Below are 21,368 nucleotides of genomic sequence, written 5' to 3'. Positions count from 1 at the left end.
GATAGGAGCGGCCGGGCGGCGGATCATGAGCGCGCGTACTCAAAAACCGGCTGGGTACCCGGGTACCCGGGCCCGTGGGTGCGTGCGTACCGGACACCGGGCGCCGCGGGCGCGGCACCCGGGCGTCAGGAGCGGATGGCCCCGGCCAGGGCCGCCAGGAAGGCGACGACCTCGGACGGGCCGTCCAGGACCAGATCGGCGCGGGCGGCGAGTTCCTGCACCTCGGCCGAGCCGCTGCACACCAGCAGCCCAGGCAGCCCGTCGGCCCGGCGCTTCTCCACCGCGGAGTACGCGGCGAGGTCGCCGAGGTCGTCGCCCGCGTACAGGACCGCCTCCGCGTCCCGTTCCGCCAGGAACTCCGTCAGGGCCACGCCCTTGTCCATCCCCGGCGGCCGCAGCTCCAGCACCGCCCGCCCCGGCTCCACCATCAGCCCGTGCCGCGCCGCCAGCTCGGCCAGCGGTTCGCGCAGCGCGGCGAAGGCCGCGTCCGGGTCGGCGGCGCGCCGGGTGTGGACGGCCAGCGCCCGGCCCTTCTCCTCGATCCAGGTGCCGCGCCAGGCCCCGATGGAGTCCAGGAACCCGGGCAGCTCCGCCCGTACGGCGGCCACGCCCGGGTGCTCGGCCGGCGCGTGGACGATGCCGGTCACCGCGTCCCACCGCTCGGCGCCGTAGTGGCCGAGGACGACGAGGTGCTCCAGCCCGGGAACTCCGGCGAAGCCCCCGTAGCGCACGGCGACGCCTGCCGGACGGCCCGTGATCACGGCCACCGAGTCGACCTCGGGGGCGAGTGCGGAGAGGGCCGGGACGGCTCCGGGGTGGGCCCGCGCCTGGTCCGGATCGGGGACGATCTCGGCGAGGGTGCCGTCGAAGTCGAGCGCGACCACGGAACGGCGGGGTGCGCGGAGCAGGGCTTCGAGGCCCTCGCGTCCGGCAGCGGTGACGGGCATCGGCAAGTCGTGCGGATGGCTCCCCATACGGACGACCCTAACGGCCCCGCCGGGCCACGGCTACGGCGCGCACGCACCCCGGGCGCCCCGCCGCCGGGCCTCGGCGAGACACCCCCTAGGGGGTGTCCGCAAAGTCCCGCCTGCCCCGCGGCGCCCGGCACGCGCTCTCGGCGCACCGGGCGAAATCCCGAGTACGTCCAGTACACCGGCTTCCGCCCGGCACACCGAGAGCACGCACCGGACACCGCGGGACCGCCCTTCGGGCGCACGGCGCTACTTTGCGGACACCCCCTAGCGCCTCGCCCGCTGCGCCTCGCGGATGCGGCGCAGCCGGTTCACGGTGCCGGGGGCGTGGGCCAGCGCGCGCGGGTCGTCCATCAGCACGTTGAGCAGCTGGTAGTAGCGGACCGGGGTCATCCCCAGCCCTTCCCGTATCGCGCGCTCCTTGGCCCCGGGCCCGGGCCAGGTGCGTCCCTCGTACGCGAGCACCGCGGCCTCGGTGGCCGTCAGCCCCACGTCGTCCGTCATACCGCCAGATTAACGCCGCCCTCCGACAGCGCCCCGGCCGCGCCCCCGGTCTACTGCGCGTCCGCCTTGCGCGCCGACTCCGCGATGTCCTCCAGGACCTTCGCCGGCTGCCCGCCCGGCTGGACGCTCTTGCCGATGTTCTGCTTGACGTCCTCGCTCACCCCGGCCCAGGACTTCTTGCCGACCGGGTAGAGCCGCGCGTTCGGCAGCGCCTGCAGGAAGGTCTTGAGCTGCGTGGCGGAGCCGCCCGTACTGGCGTCCATGGCCCGGTAGCCGGTCGTCGTGACCGGCAGCAGGTCGTACTTGTTGGTGAACGTCGTCACGTTCTTCGCCTCGTACAGGTAGTCCAGGAACTTCCCGGACTCCTTGCGGTGGCCGTTCTTGAAGGCCATCACCCAGTCCGCGACGCCCATCGTGGGGTGCTCGGTCCCGTCGGCGGTCGGCATGGCCACCATGCCGAACTTCACGCCCTTCTCCGCCGCCTGCTTCACCAGCGTGGGGTGGCCGTTGAGCATGCCGACCTCGCCCCGCGTGAAGGCGTCGAACGCCGCCTGCCGGTCCGTCTTGGCCGGTTCGAGCGCTCCGGTGAGCCCCTGGCCGACCATCTTGTCGCGCAGGAACTCGAACGTCTTGACGTTGTCCGCGGAGTCGATCGCGTACGCCTCTTCGTTGTCGGTGTAGCCGCCGCCGCCCGCGAGCATCCACATCATCGACTCGGCCTGGGCCTCCTCGCGGCCCAGCGGCAGCGCGAACGGCGTCGCCACGCCCGCCGCCTTGAGCTTCTTCGCGGCGGCCTCCAGGTCGGTCCAGCTCTTCGGCTGCCAGCCGCCCTTGGCGTCCTTCGGCACGACCCCGGCGTCCGTCAGCAGCTTCTCGTTGTAGAAGAGCAGGCGGGTGCTGGCCACGAACGGCATGCCGTACTGGACCCGCCGGACCTTGCCCGCGTCCGCGAGCGGCGCCAGGAAGTCGGCCTCGGTGCTGACGGAGAGCAGTTCCTCCGCCGTGTACAGCTTGCCGGCGGCCGCGTAGTCGGCGTACGCGCCGATCTGCGCGATGTCGGGGGCCTTGCCGGCCTTGACCATCTCCGCGACCTTGGCGTCGACCTCGGACCAGGAGTAGACGCTGACCTCGACCTTGACGCCGGGGTGGTCCTTCTGGAAGCCCGCGGCGAGGTCCTTCCAGTAGCCCGCCGAGGAGTTCTGCGGATTGTCCCCGTAGTCGGCCGCCACGACCCGCAGGGTCACCTCGTTGTCCCCGGTGAGGCTCCCCACGGCTCCGCAGCCGGTCAGTGCCGCGGCGGTCAGGCTCAGCGCGGCGCCGGTCGCGGCCAGGCTCAGGTAACGGCCCTTCACAGTTCTCGATCCACCCCTTGTTGTACGTACGATCCACGTAAGGTCTACACCACTTTGGCGGCTCGTCCACATCCGGAACGCACGGTGTCCGGTTCGTCGCCCGACCAAGGCCTTCGATTTTGTATGGCCGCTCAACAATCCCCTCCAATGGACTAGACCTTTCCCCGCCGAGCACGCGAGACTGTCACCTGTGAAACCCGTGAAACACGCCGTGAAGCACGTCATCGCCCTCGATGTGGGCGGCACCGGGATGAAGGCCGCCCTCATCGCCGACGACGGCACGCTGCTGTACGAGGCGCGCCGCGCCACCGGCCGCGACCGGGGCCCCGACGCCGTCGTCGAGACGATCCTGGAGTTCGCCGCCGAGCTGTCCGGGCTCGGCCGCGAGCGCTTCGGCGTGCCCGCCGTCGCGGCCGGCGTCGCCGTCCCCGGCATCGTCGACGCCGAGAACGGGATCGCCGTCTACGCGGCGAACCTGGGCTGGCGCGACGTGCCCATGCGCGAGCTGCTCAGCGGGCGGCTCGGCGGCATCCCGGTCGCCCTGGGCCACGACGTCCGCACGGGCGGGCTCGCCGAGGGCCGCATCGGCGCCGGCCGGGGCGCCGACCGCTTCCTGTTCGTCCCCCTGGGCACCGGCATCGCCGGCGCCATCGGCATCGCCGGCCGCATCGAGGCCGGCGCCCACGGCTACGCGGGCGAGATCGGCCACATCGTGGTCCGCCCCGGCGGCCCCGCCTGCGGCTGCGGGCAGTACGGCTGCCTGGAGACCCTCGCCTCCGCCTCCGCCGTCAGCCGCGCCTGGGCGGCCGCCTCCGGCGACCCGGCCGCGGACGCCGCGGACTGCGCCAAGGCCGTCGAGTCCGGTGACGCGCGCGCCCGCGAGGTGTGGCAGGCCGCCGTCGGCGCCCTCGCCGACGGCCTGGTCACCGCGATCACCCTGCTGGACCCGCGCACGCTGATCATCGGTGGCGGGCTCGCCGAGGCGGGGGAAACCTTGTTCACACCACTACGGAAGGCCGTCGAGGAGCGCGTGACGTTCCAGCGGCTGCCCGACATCGTTCCGGCGGCCCTCGGGGACACCGCCGGATGCCTGGGCGCAGGGCTGCTCGCCTGGGACCTACTCGCCACGGAGGTACCTGCCTGATGTCCGGAAGCGCACACAGCACCGTTCTCTCCGGCGCCAGGGTGGTCCTGCCCACCGGGACCGTGGCGGGCGGCCGCGTCATCGTCGACGGCGAGCGCATCGCCGGCAGCGCCGCCGAGGGCGCGCGGACCGTCGACCTGTCCGGACACTGGCTCGTCCCCGGCTTCGTGGACATGCACAACCACGGCGGCGGCGGCGCCTCCTTCACCTCCGGCACCGCCGAGGAGGTCCTCAAGGGCGTACGGACCCACCGCGAGCACGGCACCACCACGCTCGTCGCCTCCACCGTCACCGGCGACCTGGACGAACTGGCCCGCCGCGCCGGGCTGCTCGCCGAACTGACGCAGGCGGGCGAGATCGCCGGCATCCACTTCGAGGGGCCGTTCATCAACCCCTGCCGCAAGGGCGCGCACAAGGAGGACCTGCTCCGCGACCCCGACCCGGCCGAGGTCCGCAAGCTCATCGACGCCGCGCACGGCGCCGCCCGCATGTTCACCCTCGCCACCGAGCTCCCCGGCGGGCTGGACTCCGTACGGCTGCTGGCCGAGCACGGGGTCATCGCCGCGATCGGCCACACCGACTCCACGTACGAGCAGACGCGCCAGGCCATCGACGCGGGCGCGACCGTCGCCACCCACCTCTACAACGCGATGCCCGGCATGGAGCACCGCGCGCCCGGCCCGATCGCCGCGCTGCTGGAGGACGAGCGGGTCACCGTCGAGCTCATCAACGACGGCACCCACCTGCACCCGGCGATGCTGGAGCTGGCCTTCCACCACGCGGGCGCGCACCGCGTGGCGCTCATCACCGACGCGATGGACGCGGCGGGCTTCGGCGACGGGATCTACCACCTGGGGCCGCTGGAGGTCGAGGTCAAGGAGGGCGTGGCCCGCCTCGTCGAGGGCGGTTCGATCGCGGGCTCCACGCTGACGCTGGACACCGCCTTCAAGCGGTCGGTGACCTTGGACAAGCTGCCCGTCGAGTCCGTGGTGCAGGCGATCTCGGCCAATCCGGCCAAGCTGATCGGCCTGTACGACGAGGTCGGCTCGCTGGAGCCGGGCAAGTACGCCGACCTGGTCGTCCTGGACGCCGAGTTCGACGTCAAGGGCGTCATGCGGCGCGGCGAGTGGATCGTCGACCCGCTGGTCTGACGAAGGCCGCGGCGCTGGTCCGGGCGGGTACGGAGGGAAGCGGGCGGCCCGCGGGACTGGGCCGCCCGCACTGCTGTTTGGCATGATCCCGGCACACACCGAGACCGGGGCCTGCCATGATCCTCACCGTGACGCTCAACACCGCACTCGACGTCACCCACCATGTACCGAAGCTGATTCCGCACGCCTCGCACCGGGTCACCGCAGTGAGCGAGCGGCCCGGCGGCAAGGGGCTCAACGTCGCCCGGGTGCTGGCCGCGCTCGGCCACGAGGTCACCGCGACCGGCTTCGCGGGCGGCCGCACGGGCGCCGTCGTACGCGAACTGCTCGCCGGCGCCCCGCGGGTGACGGACGCTCTGGTCCCCTGCTCGGGCACCACCCGGCGCACCCTGGCCGTGGTCGACGAGTCCTCGGGGGACACCACGCAGTTCAACGAGCCGGGCCCGCTGATCGGTTCCGCGGAATGGGCCGCCTTCCTCGGGCGCTACGAGGAGCTGCTGGCCGGGGCCGCCGCGGTGGCCCTGTGCGGCAGCCTCCCGCCGGGCGTGCCGGTGGGCGCGTACGCCCTGCTCGTACGGGCCGCCCGCGCGGCCGGGGTCCCGGTCCTCCTGGACACCAGCGGGGAGGCCCTGCGCCGCGGGGTCGCCGCCCGGCCCGAGATGATCAAGCCGAACGCCGCCGAACTCGCCGAGCTGACCGGCTCCCGCGAGCCCCTCCAGGCCACCCGCGACGCCCGCCGCCGCGGCGCGCACGCCGTGGTGACCTCGCTCGGCCCGGGTGGGCTGCTGGCGGCCACCGCCCAGGGCACCTGGGAGGCGGCCCCGCCGCGCGCCCTGACGGGCAACCCGACCGGAGCCGGGGACTCCGCCGTGGCGGGCCTGCTGTCGGCCCTCACGGAGGGCCTGGACTGGCCGGCCCGCCTGACCCGCGCGGTCGCCCTCTCGGCGGCCACGGTCCACGCCCCGACGGCGGGAGACTTCGACCCCCGCACCTACGAGGAGGTACGGGGGTCGGTGAAGCTGACGGCGCGCTAGGCCGTCCCGGCCTGATCCGAAAGACACGGCCTGGACGCGGCCTGGGGCCCGGCCGTTGCGGGCGGGCCGGTCAGCCCTTCTCGAGCCAGAGCTGGTCGAGGTTGACCTCGCACTGGTTCCCGGCCTCGCACGAGATCTTGACCGTGTTCGTGCCCTGCTTGAGCGTCACGAGCGACCAGGTGTTGGTCCAGCCCTTGTCCCACTCGCCCGGCTTGGCCCCGGAGAAGTTCTTCATGTTGATCGGCCGGGACTGGGCCTCGCCGTTGATGGTCAGCGTGGTGCTGGCGTCCTTGCCGGGCACCCCGTAGACCATCTTCAGCTTGTACTGGCCCGCCTTGGCCACGTCCACGGTCCAAGTCGCCGCGGCACCGGCGGCGTTCAGACCGCCCACGTACTGGCCGCCCGCGCTCTTCGCGCCCGGGACGGTGGCTTCCAGGTGCGCGCCGCCCGTGAGGGACATGCCCGCGCCCGAGGCGTCCGCCTTGGGCAGCGGGGCCTCCGCGGACTGCGAGGGGCTCGGCTGGGCCGACGAGGAGTTCTGCGGCTGCGCGGACTGCTGCCCGCCCGTCGCGCTGCCCTTGTCGTTCTTGTCCTTGTCCTTGTCGCCGAAGGTCACGGCCGCGCCGATGCCGATCGCGACCGCGGCGACCACCGCGACCGCCGCGATGAGCATGCCCTTGCGGCTGGAGCCGGCGCCTCCGCCGCTGCCGCCGTGGCCGCCCGGCGCGGGGATCGTCGTCGTGGTCTGCCCCTGCTGCGGCGGAACCCCGTAGCCGCCCGCCTGGAGGGCTTCCGGGGCCTGGTACTGGGCCTGGTAGGCCGGCGGCTGCTGCTGCGGCGGAACCTGGGCGCCGCGCTGGCCGCCGTACGTCCGCTCACCGACCGTGCGCACCTGGTTGTACGAGGTACGGGGGACACCGGGCTGCACGCCGGGCTGCCCACCGACCGTCGGGCCGGGGTAGCCGTATCCACCGCCCGGTGGGGGCGGGGTGGCTCCGGCGGCCTGGCCGTCCGCGTAGAGATAGCCGAACGGATCGTCGTCCTCGGGCTTGTTCGCCCCACTGTTCGGGCCGTGGTTCGCGGGCGTCGTCATCGCAGGTCACTCCTTTCGACCCACGGGAGCCTACCCCGAACACGTGCACCCACGGGCGGCCGATCGCCTCAGCCGGCCCGGCGGTGTGCCTTGGAGCGGGACCTTTTCTCGATGTACATCCGCTGGTCGGCGGAGCGCAGCACCTCGTCCGCCGACATCCCGCAGCTGGCCCAGCCGATGCCGAAACTCGCGCCCACACGGACCGCGCGGCCGTCCACCCGGATCGGCGGGATGATGGCGTTGCGCAGCCGGACGGCCAGGTCGGCGGCGTCGGCCGCGCCCAGTCCGTCCGCGAGGACGACGAATTCGTCACCACCCAGCCGAGCGACGGTGTCACCGTCCCTGACGCCCGTCGTCAGCCGCCGGGCCACCTCGATCAGGACCGCGTCACCCGTGTGGTGTCCGAACCGGTCGTTGATCGATTTGAACCCGTCGAGGTCGCAGAAGAGCACCGCGAGCCCCTTCGTCCCGTCGTCGACGTCCGTCGCGGGCGCGACCGTGTGCACGTGGTGGTCGTACGGGCCCGGGCCCGCGCCGGGTCCGCCGGGCCCGGGAACCCCCGGGACACCGGGTGCGGGCACGACCGGGGCGCCCGGGTACTCGAAGGGCTCGGGGTAGGCGTCGGGCCGAAAGCCGTGCTCCCCGACGGCACCACCCGCCTCGATCCCGCCGCCGTGTCCGCCGTGTCCGCCGTGCGCCCCGTGCCCCTCGTACGCCGCGTCGAGCGCTTCCACGGCGGTGGCGCGGACCGACTGGGGCCTGCGGCACAGCCGCGCCCCGAGGCGGGAGCGCAGCTCGGCGCTGTTGGGCAGGCCCGTCAGCGAGTCGTGGCTGGCCCGGTGGGCGAGCTGGAGCTCGTGGCGCTTGCGCTCCTCGATGTCCTCGACGTGCGTGAGCAGGAAGCGCGGCCCGTCGGCGGCGTCCGCGACGACGGAGTTGCGCAGCGAGACCCATACATACGTGCCGTCGCGCCGCCCGAGCCGCAGCTCGGCCCGGCCGCCCTCGGCGGAGGTCCGCAGCAGGGTCCCGATGTCCTCGGGGTGGACCAGGTCGGAGAAGGAGTACCGGCGCAGCACGGAGGCGGGCCGGCCCAGCAGGCGGCACAGCGCGTCGTTGGTCCGCAGCAGCCGCCCGTGCTGGTCCCCGCCCATCTCGGCGATCGCCATGCCGCTGGGCGCGTACTCGAAGGCCTGCCGGAAGGACTCCTCGCTCGCGCGCAGCGCCTGCTGTTCGCGCTCCAGTCGGACCAGGGCCCGCTGCATGTTGGCGCGCAGCCGTGCGTTGCTGATCGCAATCGCCGCTTGGAAGGCGTACATCTGGAGCGCCTCGCGCCCCCACGCGCCGGGGCGGCGCCCGTTGCGCGGTCTGTCCACCGAAATGACACCCAGAAGTTCCCCGCCGGACGCGTACATGGGGGCGTAGAGCCGGTCCTCGGGGTGCCACTCGTCGGCGAAGCGCGGATCGGGTCCGTCCGTGTGCCACTGGGGCACGTCGTCCTCGAGGAGGACCCAGCCCTCGGTGTGCGGGATGAAGCGGAGCCCGTCCCAGCTCTCACCCATCGTCAGACGGCGTTCCCAGGAGGCGCGGGAGCCGACGCGGCCGGTGATCAGCGCCTCGGCGGCGGGGTCGCCGGCGAAGGCGGCGACGACGAGGTCCCCGTCAGGGCGTACGAGGTTGACACAGGCGAGTTCGTAGCCGAGGCCCACGACAATGCCGTCCACGACGGTCTGCAGGGTGTCCGCCAGGCTCCTGGCCGTGTTGAGCTCGGCCACCACCTGGTGAAGCTGCCGCAGGGTCGCAAGACGGACGTACGGCTCCGACTCGGTCTCCATTGCTCGCTCTCCCCGAGACCTCGACAGCAACTCCAGGTTTGTCATCGGCGTTTCGTTGCGGTGTCCCGTCCACTGAATCACAGTGAGCTGTGCCGCAGGTACACAGGGTCAACAAATCTTGCCCTCTGTGACTCAAGTCACATGAGATGAATAAAGGTGGGCAACGGGGGCCGTGTCACATGGGAGCGCTCCCCGGCCTTCTCGGGAGCAAACGATACGCCCGAGCCCCGGGCGGCCTAGGTCAACGGGCCGGGACGCGGCTCGGACTCGGGCCCGATGTGCGGCGCGGGAGGGCGAGACTAGCGTTCCGAACGTGCCGAAGACGACCCCTGTACCCGTGCCCATCCCCGCCACCCTTCATCCTGAGGGCGTGAGCAACGACGAGTTCCGTGCCGCGATGTCCCGACTGGCGGCGGGCGTGTGCCTGATCACCGCGCACGAACCGCCCCTGACGCCGACCGGCCCGGACGGCGAGGACGTCGGCATGACGGCGACCGCGTTCATGTCCGTGTCCCTGGACCCGCCGCTGGTGCTGGTGAGCCTGCGCGAGGGCTCCCGGATGGACGACCTGCTGGCGGAGCAGCCGCTGTGGGCGGTCTCGGTGCTCGCCGACCACCAGGTGCAGGTGGCGAGCCGGTTCTCGATGAAGAACCGCATCAGCGACCGGCTGCTCTTCGCGGACCTGCCCTACGGCCGCGGCGAGGTCTCGGGGGCCCCGCTGCTGACGGGCGCGCTGGCCACCCTCGAATGCCGTACGGAGAACCGCGTCGAGGCGGGCGACCACACCCTGGTCATCGGCCGCGTCCTGACCGCTGCGCTCCCGTCCCCGGACTCCCCGCCGCTGACGTACTTCCGCGGCCGCTACCGCCATCTGGCGGGCTGAACCGCCGACGGCGCCGCGCGGCGCCGCTACCAGTCGCGGCCGGTGCGGCCGCGCTTCGTCTCGGCGCGGGCCTTCTTCTCCCGCAGTCGGCGCTCGTTGATCCCCCGGGGGATCTTCGTGGCGCGGCGGGCCTTCGGCGGCGGGGCGGTGGCCTCCGCGAGCACGGACGCCATCCGGACCAGCGCCATCTCCCGGTTGCGGAACTGCGACCGGTGCTCCGAGGCCCGTACGGTCAGCACCCCGTCCACCAGCCGGGCGGCGAGCCGCTCCAGCGCCCGCTCCTTCCAGACGTCCGGCAGGGCCTTGGTCGCCGCCAGGTCGAACAGGAGCTCCACGCGCGAGTCCGACGTGTTCACGTGCTGCCCGCCCGGCCCGGAGGATCGCGAAAAACGCCAGGCGAGCTCCGCCTCGGGGAGCACGACCGAACCGCGGATGACATGAGGACCAGGCATGCCCCCCATGATCCCGCCCCGCGCGATGCCCGTCACCCGTATTTCGCCACCGCGTTTCGCCTCCTTGTTCCGCCGCGCGGAACCTACCGGCCCCCTCCCCGCGTTATGAAGGTCAGCGGTACCTTGGCCACGATCTCGCGGCCATCTGAAGACGAAGGGACACCAGTCAAAATGGCAGTAAGCCTGTCCAAGGGCGGCAACGTCTCGCTCACGAAGGAGGCCCCCGGCCTCAGCGCCGTCACGGTCGGCCTCGGCTGGGACGTCCGTACGACGACCGGTGTCGACTTCGACCTGGACGCCTCCGCCATCGCGGTGAACGCAATGGGCAAGGTCGTCTCCGACGGTCACTTCGTCTTCTTCAACAACAAGTCCACCCCGGACCAGAGCATCGTCCACACCGGTGACAACCGCACCGGCGAGGGCTCCGGCGACGACGAGTCCATCAACGTCAACCTCGCCACCCTCGCGGCCGATGTGGACAAGATCGTCTTCCCGGTCTCCATCTACGACGCCGACGCCCGCAGCCAGAACTTCGGCCAGGTCCGCAACGCGTACATCCGCGTCGTGAACCAGGCCGGCGGCGCCGAGATCGCCCGCTACGACCTCTCCGAGGACGCGGCCACCGAGACCGCCATGGTCTTCGGCGAGCTCTACCGCAACGGCGCCGAGTGGAAGTTCCGCGCGGTCGGCCAGGGTTACGCCTCCGGCCTGACCGGCATCGCCCAGGACTTCGGCGTCAACGTCTGAGGCTGAGCCCGCCTGCCGAACCGCAGCGAAGCCCCCTCCCGGCCGTCCGGGGAGGGGGCTTCGCTGCGGTTCGGCAGGTGATCCTGCAACCGCTCGCACCCGTGGACGGCGCCCTGCCGGGCCCGGTCCTCACCGAGATCGCCGCGCTCTACGCCACCGACCACGCCTTCTTCGAGCTCGGTCAAAGTAGCTTCGTCCGCCCGCGAGGGCGGGGCCGCCGGCCAGAAGGGACTTTGACGACACCCCCTAGCGGCGCCGGCGCCTACTTGGGCCGGCCCTCCCCGTACAGCCAGACGTCCCAGACCTTCTTCAGGTCGTGCCCCGTCGACCGCTCCGCGTACGCGGTGAAGTCGGCCGTACTCGCGTTGCCGTACTTGTGGTCGGTGGCCCAGCCGCGCAGCAGGGCGAAGAACTTCTCGTCGCCGACCTCCTGCCGGATCCGCTGGAGGACCATCGCGCCCCGGACGTACACGGGGGTCTCGGAGATGTCCTTGGCGCTGGGCGGGTCGGCGGGCGGGAAGGCGGCCCAGTCGGCGTCCGCGTCGTCGACCACGTCGGTGTCGCCCTTGAGGTAGGCGTCGAAGTGCTGCTGGGCGGTGGTCCCGCCGTGGTCCTCGGACCACAGCCATTCGGCGTAGGTCGCGAAGCCCTCGTTGAGCCACATGTCCTTCCAGGACTTCGGTGACACCGAGTCACCGAACCACTGGTGGGCCGTCTCGTGCAGGACGAGGTCCTCGTCGGGCGCGCCGGAGAAGACGGGTTTGGTCTGCGTCTCCAGCGCGTACGTGAGGGAACCGGCCGGCAGCACGATCGCCCCGGCCGTCCCGAAGGGGTACGGGCCGAACCTGCGGCCGCCCCACTCCACGATCTCCGGCAGCTTCGCCAGCGCGGGGGCGGCGGCGGCCGCCTCGGCCGGCGCCACGGCCTCGTACAGGGCGACCCCGGAGGGGGTCCGGCCGGTCGTCACCTTGAACTTCCCGATCGCGGCGGTGGCCAGGTAGCTCGCCATGGGCTCCGGGTTGTGCCAGGCGAATCGCGTCCGCCCGCCGCCGGCCACCGTCCGGGAGGCCAACTCGCCGTTGGAGACCGCCTCGTAGCCCTCGGGCACGGTCAAGGCGATGTCGTAGGTGGCCTTGTCACTGGGGTGGTGGTTGCCGGGGAACCAGGCCATCGACCCGATCGGCTCGCCGACCCCGACGGCCCCGTCGGCCGTGGCGATCCAGCCCTCCTTGGAGCCGTCCGCGTCCTCGATGGGCTTCGGCCTGCCGCGGTAGTCGATCTCCGTACGGAAGACCTCGCCCTTCTTGAGGTCCTTGGCGGGGCGCACCGTCAGCTCCCGGCCGGTCCGGTTGTACCGGGCGCCCGTTCCCTGCACGGTGACGTCCTCGACCTGCAGGCCGGCGAGGTCGAGGTTGAAGGAGCTGAGCCCCTGCTGCGCGCGGGCCGTGATGACGGCCGTGCCGTTCAGCTCCCCGTCGGCCGGGTCGTAGCCGAGGTCCAGGTCGTAGTGCTCGATCTGGTAGCCGCCGTTGCCGGCCTTGGGGAAGTACGGGTCCCGCAGCCCGGACGCACCGGGCCGCCCCTGCACCGTGTCGGCCGTACACGCCGTGGTGAGGGCGAGCAGGGCGGCAGCGGCGGCTGCAGGAGCGGCGGCGGCGAGGCGGGAGAGCGCGCGGCGGTGATCCACGCGCCCGATCCTATGCGGGCCCGATGTCGTACTTCGGGGTGATTACTTCTCCAGGGAGTCGACGCCGGCCTTGGCGTACTTCTCGTCCAGGTCGCCGCTCGGGGCGCCGGCCACGCCGATGCCGGCGACCGGGGCGCCCTTGGCCTGCACCGGGGTGCCGCCGCCGAGGAAGAGGGTGCCGGGGATGTCCTTCAGGTTCGGGGTCTGGGCGAGGCGGCCCGCGAGCACCGAGGTCGGGGCGTTCCAGGACACGGCGGTGAAGGCCTTGCGCTGCGCCGACTCGTAGGACTGCGGGCCCGCGCCGTCGCCGCGCAGGGTGACGATGGTGTTGCCGTTGCGGTCCACGACCGCGACCGTCACCTTCTGGTTCTCCTTCTGCGCGGCGTCCAGCGCGGCCTGCGCGGCGCGGGTGGCGGCGTCGACGGTGAGGTGGGTCGTGGTGGTGAAGTTCTTCTCGTCCGCCCCGCCGTCCTTCTTCGCGGCGGCGGCGGCGACGGCGGCCGGGGCGCTCTCGGCCTGGGCGGCGCTGGCGCTGACCGCGCCGAAGGTCCCGGCGCCGAGCGCGACGGCGAGGGCGGTACCGGTGAGAACGCGGGTGCGGGTGTTCATGTCTGCTGCTCCTGGGTGCGTCGGCTGAGTACGTCGGCTCGTCCTGCTGCTCCAAGCCTGGGGCCGTACCCGGCCCCGACCCGTCCGCGTACCGGCTCGCGCCGGCTGCCGCACCGGTTGACCCGGGGGTCAACCGATCGGTCGATGCGGCCGGGGTGCGCGCACGGATGGGATGGTCGGCGCCATCGTGTACGACCAGGCACGATGGAGGAGCCAGACACCGACCCGGGAGCCCGCCGTGAGCCACGTGAGCCGCGTACCACCGCCGGCGCCGGTGCCGGGTGCGGCAGGTGCGCTCGGAGCGCCGGGAGGTTCCGCGGGGACGCCCGGGAAGGCGGACACGCGGGCCCTGGCCGCCGTCATGCACACGGCGTTCTTCCTGCTCCTCGGCGCCTCGGTGGCCCGCTTCCTGCTGCGCCACCCGGGCTCGCCCAGCACCCCGTGGATCATCGCCCTCAGCATCACGCTGGCCCTGCTGTACGTGCTCGGGCCCGCGCTCGGGGCCGCGCCCACCGTGCGCCGGCTGCTCTGGCTCGGACTGGTGGTGGCGGCCTGGGTGGTCCTGGTCGTCCTCGCGCCCAGCTTCGCCTGGTGCGCCGTCCCCCTCTTCTTCACCGCCCTGCGCACGCTGCCGCCCCGCGCCGCGATCGTCCTGGTGGCCCTGCTGACGGTGTTCGTGGTGGCGGCCCAGCTCAAGCTCTCGCGCGAGTTCGACCCGAACCTGCTGCTGGCCCCGCCCGCGATCGCGGCCCTGGCCACCGCCGTCTTCGTCCACATGGAGCGCCAGGCCGAGTCCCAGCGCGCGCTGATCGACGACCTGATCCGCACCCGCCGCGAACTCGCCGCCACCGAGCGCCGCGAGGGCACCCTCGCCGAGCGGCAGCGGCTGTCGATGGAGATCCACGACACGCTCGCCCAGCACCTGTCCAGCCAGCAGATGCTGCTCCAGGCCGCGGACCGCACCTGGGACAGCGACCCGGCCACCGCCCGCGCGCACGTCCGTACCGCCACCGGCATCGCGGCGCGCGGCCTGGCGGAGGCCCGGCGCCTCGTCCACGACCTGGCCCCGCCGGAGCTCGAAGGGGGCGGCGGCCTCGCGGACGCGCTGCGCGCGCTCGACGCGGGCCCGGACCTCGAGGTCCGCTTCCACCTGGAGGGCACCCCGGCCCCGCTCCCGGACCGGGTCCAGTCGGCGCTGCTGCGGATCGCGCAGGGCGCGCTGGCCAACGTACGGGAGCACGCGCACGCCCGTACCGCGGCCCTGACCCTGAGCTTCCTGGGCGACCAGGTGGTCCTGGACGTCGCGGACGACGGCGAGGGCTTCACCGAGCCGCGGGAGGCGGCCGGCGACCGCGGGCACGGGCTCCCGGCGATGCGCGCCCGCGTCCGGCAGCTCGGCGGCACCCTGACCCTCGAATCCACCCCCGGCGAGGGCACGGTCCTCTCCGCGGCCATCCCCCTGGAGCCCCCCGCATGACGACCGGAACCGGCCCGATGACGACGATCCTGCTCTGCGACGACCACGCGGTGGTCCGCGCCGGCCTGCTGGCGCTGCTCGGCAGCGCGCCCGACATCGAGGTGCTGGGCGAGGCGGGCAGCGGCGAGGAGGCCGTCGCCCTGGCTGCGAAGCTGCGCCCGGACGTGGTGCTGATGGACCTCCAGCTGGGGGAGGGCATCGACGGGGTCGAGGCCACCCGCCGCATCACGGCGGTGACCGACCCGCCGCACGTCCTGGTCCTGACGACGTACGACACGGACGCGGACGTCACCCGGGCGATCGCGGCGGGCGCGACGGGCTACCTGCTGAAGGCGGAGCGCCCGGAGGAGCTGTTCGCGGCGATCCACTCGGCGGCGGCGGGCCGCACCACGCTCTCCCCGCCGGTGGCGAGCCGCGTGATGGCCCAGCTGCGGGGCTCGCGCCCGACGCTGACCGACCGCGAACTGGACATCCTGGGCCAGCTGGCCCGGGGCCTGGGCAACCGGGACATCGCCCGGGCCCTGTTCATCAGCGAGGCCACGGTCAAGACCCACCTGGGCCGCATCTACGACAAGCTCGGCGTGGACACCCGGGCGGGGGCGGTCTCGGTGGCCAAGGAGCAGCGCCTCCTGCCGTGACGGGCCCGCGGCGGCGGGCCGCCGCCGCGCCGGCGGGGCGGGATCCGGACACCGGGCGGGGCGTGTTCGGACAACCGTTCCGGGATCCCCGGGAAACTTTGTCGTAGACCTGCCAAAGCCGGGCCCCGCCCTGTCACGCTCTCTCGCGCCGCCACCCCGGCCACCGCGAAGGAGCCCGAGTGACCCACCCCACGTCCTCTCGCCGCACCCGCCTCGCCGTCCTCCTCGGGACGGCCGCCGTCCTGACGGCCACGGCGGTGACAGCCCCGGCGACGGCCGCGGCCCGGACCCCGTACGGCACTGCCGGCACCGGCGCCGGCGGCCCCGCCGGCACCGTGATCGGGATCGGAAGCGGAATCGGCCCCGGTCCCGGCGCCGCCACCGGCACGGGCCACAGCCAGCACGCCGGCACCGTCCCCCTCGGCACCTACTTCACGGGCAGCGCCTACCAGCTCCGCGACCCCGGCCGCGGCAACCAGCGCACCCTCGACGCCATGAACCAGACCGGCGGCGGCACCCTCTTCACCGACCCCGACAACGACTGGGGCGGCACCGGCACCCCCGCCAACCGCCAGTCCGCGGGCGTGGACGCCCACTACGCCACCGCCGTCACCTGGGACTTCTACAAGGGCGTCCTCGGCCGCAACGGCATCCGCGGCGACGGCACCGGCGTCACCTCCCGGGTGCACTACGGCAGCAACCACCCCAACGCCTTCTTCGACCCGAGCTGCTTCTGCGCCAGCTACGGCGACGACCCCGTCACCGGCAAGACCCTCGCCACCCTCGACATCGTCGGCCACGAGCTCACCCACGGCGTGATCGCCTCCACCGCCGGCCTCGGCTCCGCCGGCGAACCCGGCGGCCTGAACGAGGGCACCGCCGACATCCTCGGCACCGCGATCGAGTTCTTCGCCGACAACACCACCGACGTCGGCGACTACTTCATCGGCGAACGCGTCTTCGCCGACGGCCCCCTGCGCCGCATGGACCGCCCCAGCCTCGACGGCCACTCCCGCGACTACTGGTCACGCGACATCGGCACCCTGGACGCGTACGCCGCATCGGGACCCGCCCGGCACTTCTTCTACCTCCTCGCCGAGGGCAGCGGCCCCAAGGAGATCAACAAGATCGCGTACGACTCCCCCACGTACGACGGCTCGAAGCTGCTCGGGATCGGCCAGGACAAGGCCGTCCGCATCTGGTACCGGGCCCTGAGCCTGTACATGACCTCCACCACCGACTACGCCCGCGCCCGCACCGCCACCCTCAGGGCCGCCGCGGACCTCTACGGCCCGGCGAGCGCGGAGTACGGGAGGGTCGCCGCCGCCTGGACCGCCGTCAACGTCCGCTGACGCGGCCGCACGGCCACCGCCGGGACAGGGACCGCCGCGCACCGGTAACACCGTCACGCCGCACCCGTGACACCATCGGGTACGTGCTCGACATCGGCTACTCCCTCTCCCGGCGCTTCCCGGACCCCCCGCAGACCGACTACCGCTCGGCGGACGTCCACTCGCTGCGCCACGACCTGTTCTGCGGGGACGTCTACCTCGCCGACACCGCCAAGGACCGGGAAGTGTCCACAGCCTGGGGATGGGTTCCCGTACTGGACTTCGCCTGGGCGCTGTGCGACATCGTCGAGCAGCTCGACAAGGACCCCCGCGGCAGCCGCGCCGCCAACCGGCAGTACGCCGAACTCGACTTCACCGAGTCCAGCGACCGCATGCTCTTCGAGCGGCGCTTCGGCTGGGTGGACATCGAGGCCGACTGGATGCCGCCGGAGGAGGAGCCGCTGACCTTCAGCCACCGCCTGCTGCGCCGCGAAGCCCGCGACTTCCTGCACGACCTGATCGCGGACCTGACCGACATGCACGACACCCTGGCCGACAACCCCGTCATCTGGACCCTCCAGTCCCGCTTCCCCCGCGTCCCGGCGTAGCCGATCCCGGGCGCAGCCGATCCCGGGCGCAGCCGATCCCGGGCCGGCCGGCGGGGTTACGCGAGCACGCGCAGGCCCAGCTGGGCCGCCAGGGCCGGGGCCAGGTCGAAGAGCTGGGGCGGGCTGATCACCGCGCCGGACAGCGCCTCCACCCCGCGCGCGATGCCCAGCTCCGCGGCCCCCCGCAGGTCCACGTCCGCCATCCGCGCCCCCGTGAAATCGGTCCCCCGCAGCGCGCACCCGCGGAACTCCACCCGCTCCAGCACCGCACCCGCGAAGTCCGCCTCCACCAGCACGCACCCGTCGAAGACCACGTCCTTCAGGCGCGCCTTCCGCAGGTTCAGGTAGTCGATCTTGCCGCCGCGGAACACCACCCGCTCCAGCACGGCTCCGTGCAACTGCACGCCGCCGAGCCGCGCCTCCACCAGCTCCACGTCCCGCAGCGAGGCCCCGGACAGGTCCGTCCCCACCCCCCGGACCCCCTCCAGCACCGAGTCCAGGATCCGGGCCTTCGCCAGCCCCGTCCCGTCCAGCGCGCACCGCCGCAGCGCGCAGTCCATGAAACGGGCGCCGATCCCCTCCTGCCCCGCCAGATCCAGGTCGGCGAACTCCAGCCCGTCGTAGTCCCCGTCCGGCTCCAGCCCACCGCCCCGCCACCCGCTCAGCTCCGGCAGCCGCACCTCCGGCCGCCGCGCCGCCTTCACCGTCTCCCGCTGCCCCTGCCGTCCGTTGCGCGCCATTCCCCCATCGTCCCCCGCCCCACTGACAACGCCCGCGGAAGCCTTGACCTCAACCATGCTTGAGGTCGGAGCCTGTCGCCATGGACACCTCGCAGACCATGCGCGCCATCCGCCTCCACGCCTTCGGCCCCGCCGAGAACCTCACCCTGGAGCGCACCCCGACCCCCGTACCCGCCCCCGGCCAGGTCCGCATCGCGGTGGCCGCCGCCGGGGTCCACCTCCTCGACACCGCCCTGCGCCAAGGCGTGCGGAGCCCCGTCCACGCCCTCCCCGAGCTCCCGACCGTCCCCGGCCGCGAGGTCGCCGGCACCGTCGACGCCCTCGGCCCCGGCACCGACCCCGCCTGGCTCGGCCGCCAGGTCGTCGCCCACCTCGGCTTCGCGCCCGGAGGCTACGCCGAGTACGCCGTCGCCGACGCCGACCGCCTGCACCCCGTACCGCCCGGCCTCGACCCCGCCCAGGCCGTCGCCATGATCGGCACCGGCCGCACCACCCTCGGGATCCTGCAGTTCGCCGACCTCGGACCGGACTCCACCGTCCTCGTCCCCGCCGCCGCCGGCGGCATCGGCACCCTGCTCGTCCAGTACGCCCGGAACGCCGGCGCCACCGTCGTCGCCCTCGCCGGCGGCCCCGCCAAAACCGCCCTGGCCGCCGCGAACGGCGCCCACCTCGCCCTCGACTACACCGCCCCCGACTGGCCGCGGGCCGTACGCGAAGCCCACCCCGCCGGCGCCACCGTCCTCTTCGACTCCGTCGGCGGCCCCGTCGCCCGCGCCGCCCTCGACCTCCTCGCCCCCGGCGGCCTCCACCTCGTCTTCGGCTGGTCCGCGGGCCCCATCCCGCTCACCGACGCCGACCGCGCCCGCCTCACCGCCCGCGGGATCACCACCGAGAACGTCCTCGGCCCGGCCATGCTCCGGCGCGCCGGCGGCGAAGACCCCCTGCGCCTGCTCGAGACCCGCGCCCTCGCCGAAGCCGCCGCCGGCCGGCTGCGGCCCGCCCTCCAGCGCTACCCGCTCGCCGAAGCGGCCTCCGCCCACCACGCCCTGGAGACCCGCGCCACCACCGGCAAGGTCGTCCTCGAACCCTGACGGGCACCGGCCCCCCACCGGCAATATCGGATGACAGCGCCCCGTATCCCCACGTACCGTCCACCCACGTGGACCCGCTCACCGAAAAACAGATCCGTTCCTCCTTCGTGAACTGCACGAAGGGCGAGGCGGCACGCCTCAAGCTCCCGCTGGACTTCAGCGAACTCCCCTGGGAAAACCTCGACTTCCTCGGCTGGGTCGACCCAGGAGCGCCGCTGCGCGCCCACCTCGTGCGCCGGGACGCCGACGGAACCCCCGTCGGCATCACCCTGCGCGTCCCGGGCGTGAGCCGCACCAGCGCCCTCAAGTCCAGCGTCTGCCAGATCTGCCTCACCGGGCACGCCGCCTCCGGCGTCTCCCTCCTGGTCGCCCCCCTCGCCGGGGCCCGCGGCCGCGAGGGCAACACCGTCGGGATCTACGTCTGCTCCGACCTCGCCTGCTCCCTCTACGTCCGGGGCAAGCGCCAGCCGAAGCTGCGGGCGGGCCGGTACGAGGAGACGCTCACGCTCGCCGAGAAGGTCGAGCGCACCCGCGCCAACCTCGACTCCTTCACGGCGAAGATCACCGCCTGACGCGGCGCCCGGACCCGGCGCGGCGGCCTCAGCCCCGGACCGGGTCCGGCGCCGCGCCGAGCCGCCGCAGCGCCTCGTCCGTCAGCCGGTACACGGACCACTCGTCCTGCGGCCGCGCCCCCAACGCCTCGTAGAACGCGATCGTCGGCGCGTTCCACTTCAGCACCGCCCACTCCAGGCGCTCGTACCCGCGCTCCACGCAGATCCGCGCCAGCTCCGCCAGCAGCGCCTTCCCGTGGCCGCCGCCGCGCACGCCGGGCCGTACGTACAGGTCCTCCAGGTAGATCCCGTGCACCCCGCGCCACGTCGAGAAGTTCAGGAACCAGACCGAGAATCCGACGGCCTCCCCGTCCTCCGTCTGCGCGATGTGCGCGAACGCCGCCGGCCGCTCCCCGAACAGCGCCTCCCGCAACTGCTCCGGCGTGGCCCGCGCCTCGTGCGGCACCTTCTCGTACTCCGCCAGCTCGCGGATCATCGCGTGGATGACGGGAACGTCTTCGACGACAGCGCTACGGATCATGCGAGCAGCCTAGGGGGTGCCTTGCCGATCAGGCCGTCACCGCCGGCCCAGCAGGACTTCCACCACCAGCAGTTGCTCCTCTTCCGGCTCCGGCTCCCCGTCCTCCACGTCCCACAGGCAGTTCTGCAGCACCCGGCCCAGCGTCCACGCGCGGGCCCGGTCCCGGTCCAGGCCCAGCGCCGCCGTCAGGGCGTCGAAACGCCACCGCACCTCGTCCGCCGCGAACGCGTTCCGGATCGCCGGCAGCAGCTCGAACCCCGGATCGCCCGCCAGCGGCTTCGGGTCGATCGCCAACCACGGCTCCCGGCCGCCCGCCAGCACGTTGCCGTAGTGCAGGTCCCAGTGCAGCAAGCGGTCCCCCGGCTCGCCCGCCACCTCCGCCAGCGCCGCCGCGCAGTCCGCCACCAGCCCCCGCGCCCGCCCGCGCGCCACCCGCTCCAGCGCCGCCGGTACGGACTCCAGCATTCCCGCCACCACACCCCCGAGCCCCCGCACCCCGGCCGGAGCCGGCACCCGGGTGAGCCGCGCCAGCAACTCCCCCACCACCCGCACCGCCTGCCGCGCATCCCGCTCCGCCAGCCCCGACAGCGGGCGCCGCTCGTCCAGCCGCTCCAGCAACAGCGCACCGGTCGCCGCGTCGTGCTCCAACAGCCGTACGCTGCCCCGCCCGTCCCACGCGCGCAGCGCGAGCGGCTCCCCGACGCTCTCCTCGTCCACCCGCCCCAGCTTCAGCACGGCCGCCGACCCGTCCGCCCGCTCCACCGGCAGCACCAGGGCCGTCACCCCGTGCATCCCCGGCCCGGTGCGCCGAAGGTCCCACCGCTCCAGGAACTCCGCCGCCCACGCGGGCAGCCCGGCGATGAACTCCCGCCCCGCGTCCCCCTCGTACCCGACCTGCGCCCGCACCAGCCCGTCCGGAATCTCCACCATGG

The 21,368-nt window shown here is 73.5% G+C and carries 22 protein-coding genes; 11 read left to right on the top strand and 11 right to left on the bottom strand.

Annotation, left to right across the window (positions count from 1 at the left end):
* Positions 1 to 125: 125 nt before the first annotated feature.
* From otsB to ACFYZS_RS27975, 3 genes are all read right to left on the bottom strand, one after another.
* On the bottom strand, positions 126 to 974 hold the full coding sequence (gene otsB / locus ACFYZS_RS27985; RefSeq protein ID WP_389018165.1) for a trehalose-phosphatase: 849 nt from the start codon (positions 972 to 974) through the stop codon (positions 126 to 128).
* A gap of 264 nt (positions 975 to 1,238) precedes the next feature.
* Positions 1,239 to 1,475, bottom strand: coding sequence for a DUF3263 domain-containing protein (locus ACFYZS_RS27980; protein ID WP_030156982.1), 237 nt, complete (start codon positions 1,473 to 1,475; stop codon positions 1,239 to 1,241).
* Positions 1,476 to 1,525: 50 nt separating this feature from the next.
* Positions 1,526 to 2,827, bottom strand: coding sequence for an extracellular solute-binding protein (locus tag ACFYZS_RS27975; RefSeq protein ID WP_389018161.1), 1,302 nt, complete (start codon positions 2,825 to 2,827; stop codon positions 1,526 to 1,528).
* A gap of 211 nt (positions 2,828 to 3,038) precedes the next feature.
* On the opposite strand from ACFYZS_RS27975, the gene ACFYZS_RS27970 reads away from it, so the two are divergent.
* The 3 genes from ACFYZS_RS27970 (at position 3,039) to ACFYZS_RS27960 (ending at position 6,156) form a co-directional block, all read left to right on the top strand.
* Positions 3,039 to 3,971, top strand: a complete 933-nt coding sequence (locus ACFYZS_RS27970) for an ROK family protein (RefSeq protein WP_389018485.1) — start codon at positions 3,039 to 3,041, stop codon at positions 3,969 to 3,971.
* A complete protein-coding gene (nagA, locus tag ACFYZS_RS27965; RefSeq protein ID WP_389018158.1) occupies positions 3,971 to 5,122 on the top strand; it encodes an N-acetylglucosamine-6-phosphate deacetylase in 1,152 nt (383 codons plus the stop codon). The genes ACFYZS_RS27970 and nagA overlap by 1 nt, the downstream gene beginning before the upstream one ends.
* A gap of 116 nt (positions 5,123 to 5,238) precedes the next feature.
* A complete protein-coding gene (locus tag ACFYZS_RS27960) occupies positions 5,239 to 6,156 on the top strand; it encodes a 1-phosphofructokinase family hexose kinase (protein ID WP_389018155.1) in 918 nt (305 codons plus the stop codon).
* A 70-nt stretch (positions 6,157 to 6,226) separates the two neighbouring features.
* Here ACFYZS_RS27960 and ACFYZS_RS27955 read toward each other — a convergent pair whose 3' ends face one another.
* Both ACFYZS_RS27955 and cdgB read right to left on the bottom strand, forming a co-directional pair.
* The gene (locus ACFYZS_RS27955; protein ID WP_389018152.1) at positions 6,227 to 7,249 is read right to left on the bottom strand and encodes a CBM35 domain-containing protein; all 1,023 of its coding nucleotides are present in this window, start codon (positions 7,247 to 7,249) and stop codon (positions 6,227 to 6,229) included.
* A gap of 68 nt (positions 7,250 to 7,317) precedes the next feature.
* Positions 7,318 to 9,081: a diguanylate cyclase CdgB gene (cdgB, locus tag ACFYZS_RS27950; protein ID WP_389018149.1), complete on the bottom strand. Its 1,764-nt coding sequence runs from the start codon at positions 9,079 to 9,081 to the stop codon at positions 7,318 to 7,320.
* A 313-nt stretch (positions 9,082 to 9,394) separates the two neighbouring features.
* Here cdgB and ACFYZS_RS27945 point away from each other — a divergent pair, with 313 nt between their 5' ends.
* A complete protein-coding gene (locus ACFYZS_RS27945; RefSeq protein WP_389018146.1) occupies positions 9,395 to 9,964 on the top strand; it encodes a flavin reductase family protein in 570 nt (189 codons plus the stop codon).
* A gap of 26 nt (positions 9,965 to 9,990) precedes the next feature.
* Here the strand turns inward: ACFYZS_RS27945 and arfB are convergent, their stop codons facing one another.
* Entirely contained in the window at positions 9,991 to 10,416 is a 426-nt protein-coding gene (gene arfB / locus ACFYZS_RS27940) for an alternative ribosome rescue aminoacyl-tRNA hydrolase ArfB (protein ID WP_389018143.1), read from the bottom strand.
* A gap of 171 nt (positions 10,417 to 10,587) precedes the next feature.
* Here arfB and ACFYZS_RS27935 point away from each other — a divergent pair, with 171 nt between their 5' ends.
* Entirely contained in the window at positions 10,588 to 11,163 is a 576-nt protein-coding gene (locus tag ACFYZS_RS27935) for a TerD family protein (protein WP_030156998.1), read from the top strand.
* Positions 11,164 to 11,425: 262 nt separating this feature from the next.
* Here the strand turns inward: ACFYZS_RS27935 and ACFYZS_RS27930 are convergent, their stop codons facing one another.
* Together ACFYZS_RS27930 and ACFYZS_RS27925 are read right to left on the bottom strand one after the other, a co-directional pair.
* Positions 11,426 to 12,850, bottom strand: a complete 1,425-nt coding sequence (locus ACFYZS_RS27930) for a M1 family metallopeptidase (RefSeq protein ID WP_389018140.1) — start codon at positions 12,848 to 12,850, stop codon at positions 11,426 to 11,428.
* A 42-nt stretch (positions 12,851 to 12,892) separates the two neighbouring features.
* A complete protein-coding gene (locus tag ACFYZS_RS27925; protein ID WP_389018138.1) occupies positions 12,893 to 13,459 on the bottom strand; it encodes a heme-binding protein in 567 nt (188 codons plus the stop codon).
* 238 nt (positions 13,460 to 13,697) lie between these two features.
* On the opposite strand from ACFYZS_RS27925, the gene ACFYZS_RS27920 reads away from it, so the two are divergent.
* The 4 genes from ACFYZS_RS27920 to ACFYZS_RS27905 all read left to right on the top strand — a co-directional run bounded on the left by ACFYZS_RS27920 (position 13,698) and on the right by ACFYZS_RS27905 (position 17,513).
* Positions 13,698 to 14,936 carry a sensor histidine kinase gene (locus ACFYZS_RS27920; RefSeq protein WP_389018135.1) on the top strand — a complete coding sequence of 413 codons (1,239 nt, stop codon included), beginning with the start codon at positions 13,698 to 13,700 and terminating at the stop codon, positions 14,934 to 14,936.
* A complete protein-coding gene (locus ACFYZS_RS27915; protein ID WP_389018132.1) occupies positions 14,933 to 15,574 on the top strand; it encodes a response regulator in 642 nt (213 codons plus the stop codon). Before ACFYZS_RS27920 ends, ACFYZS_RS27915 begins: the two co-directional genes overlap by 4 nt.
* A 179-nt stretch (positions 15,575 to 15,753) precedes the next feature.
* Positions 15,754 to 16,926: a M4 family metallopeptidase gene (locus tag ACFYZS_RS27910; protein WP_389018129.1), complete on the top strand. Its 1,173-nt coding sequence runs from the start codon at positions 15,754 to 15,756 to the stop codon at positions 16,924 to 16,926.
* An 83-nt stretch (positions 16,927 to 17,009) separates the two neighbouring features.
* Complete coding sequence (locus tag ACFYZS_RS27905; RefSeq protein WP_389018127.1) at positions 17,010 to 17,513, top strand: hypothetical protein; 504 nt, start codon at positions 17,010 to 17,012, stop codon at positions 17,511 to 17,513.
* Between the two features lie 56 nt (positions 17,514 to 17,569).
* Here ACFYZS_RS27905 and ACFYZS_RS27900 read toward each other — a convergent pair whose 3' ends face one another.
* On the bottom strand, positions 17,570 to 18,253 hold the full coding sequence (locus tag ACFYZS_RS27900; protein ID WP_389018125.1) for a pentapeptide repeat-containing protein: 684 nt from the start codon (positions 18,251 to 18,253) through the stop codon (positions 17,570 to 17,572).
* 98 nt (positions 18,254 to 18,351) lie between these two features.
* Here ACFYZS_RS27900 and ACFYZS_RS27895 point away from each other — a divergent pair, with 98 nt between their 5' ends.
* Together ACFYZS_RS27895 and ACFYZS_RS27890 are read left to right on the top strand one after the other, a co-directional pair.
* Entirely contained in the window at positions 18,352 to 19,344 is a 993-nt protein-coding gene (locus ACFYZS_RS27895; protein ID WP_389018482.1) for a zinc-binding dehydrogenase, read from the top strand.
* Between the two features lie 68 nt (positions 19,345 to 19,412).
* Positions 19,413 to 19,916, top strand: a complete 504-nt coding sequence (locus tag ACFYZS_RS27890) for an FBP domain-containing protein (RefSeq protein ID WP_389018123.1) — start codon at positions 19,413 to 19,415, stop codon at positions 19,914 to 19,916.
* A gap of 28 nt (positions 19,917 to 19,944) precedes the next feature.
* On the opposite strand, the gene ACFYZS_RS27885 is transcribed toward ACFYZS_RS27890, so the two are convergent.
* Both ACFYZS_RS27885 and ACFYZS_RS27880 read right to left on the bottom strand, forming a co-directional pair.
* A complete protein-coding gene (locus ACFYZS_RS27885) occupies positions 19,945 to 20,436 on the bottom strand; it encodes a GNAT family N-acetyltransferase (protein ID WP_389018121.1) in 492 nt (163 codons plus the stop codon).
* A 36-nt stretch (positions 20,437 to 20,472) separates the two neighbouring features.
* On the bottom strand, positions 20,473 to 21,366 hold the full coding sequence (locus ACFYZS_RS27880; protein ID WP_389018118.1) for an aminoglycoside phosphotransferase family protein: 894 nt from the start codon (positions 21,364 to 21,366) through the stop codon (positions 20,473 to 20,475).
* Between the last annotated feature and the right edge of the window lie 2 nt (positions 21,367 to 21,368).

Source organism: Streptomyces sp. NPDC001903, assembly GCF_042891345.1.
In the GTDB taxonomy this organism is placed as follows: domain Bacteria; phylum Actinomycetota; class Actinomycetes; order Streptomycetales; family Streptomycetaceae; genus Streptomyces.
Note: the sequence above shows the minus strand (reverse complement) of the source record. Positions and strands in the feature narration are given on the sequence as shown.